Genomic DNA, 590 nt, shown 5'->3' with positions numbered 1-590 from the left:
GAGGAATCGGGAGGCAGCGGAATGAAGATGCTCGACTTCGGTCTGGTGTTCGAGCAACTGCCTCCGGCGATGGCGATCTCGCTGTTGTCGCATGAATGCACTGTCGCGCGTATCCACGCCGATAGCAGCGAAGAGCAGCGCGCGCGGTTTCTCCCCGATTTGATCGCGGGCAGAAAGATATGCTGTACCGGAACAACCGAGCCGGACACGGGATCGGACCCGCGGGGGGTCCGCACCCGGGTTGTCGAGGACGGCGGCGAGTTGGTCATCAACGGACGCAAGATGTGGATCACAAACGGGACGGCCAGCGATATCATGATCGCAACCTGCTCGGCAGGGCACGGTGACAAGGGCAACATCATGCGCCGCATCGTCGTCGAACGGGATGCGTCGCCTTACGAGGCGTTGGAAATTCAGAGCCTCGGCCTCCAGCAAGGACACCTCTCGGAGATCCTTTTCGACGACTGCAGGGTGCCGGCATCTAACGCGCTTGGCACGGGTGGCGACGCTGCTCGCATCCTGACGCTCACCTGGAACGGCAATCGTCCCTTGGTGGGGCTCGCCGCGGTTCACATCGCACAGGCTGCGCT

Annotated in this window: 1 protein-coding gene; it reads left to right on the top strand. The window is 62.5% G+C overall.

From position 1 onward, the window contains the following. Window positions 1–21: 21 nt before the first annotated feature. Window positions 22–590 (top strand): acyl-CoA dehydrogenase family protein (locus ACK8OU_RS20420; RefSeq protein ID WP_410305156.1); only part of this gene is annotated, 569 nt, incomplete at its 3' end.

The sequence above is a fragment of the Pontitalea aquivivens genome (assembly GCF_046507575.1).
Lineage (GTDB): Bacteria > Pseudomonadota > Alphaproteobacteria > Rhodobacterales > Rhodobacteraceae > Pontitalea > Pontitalea aquivivens.
Note: the sequence above shows the minus strand (reverse complement) of the source record. Positions and strands in the feature narration are given on the sequence as shown.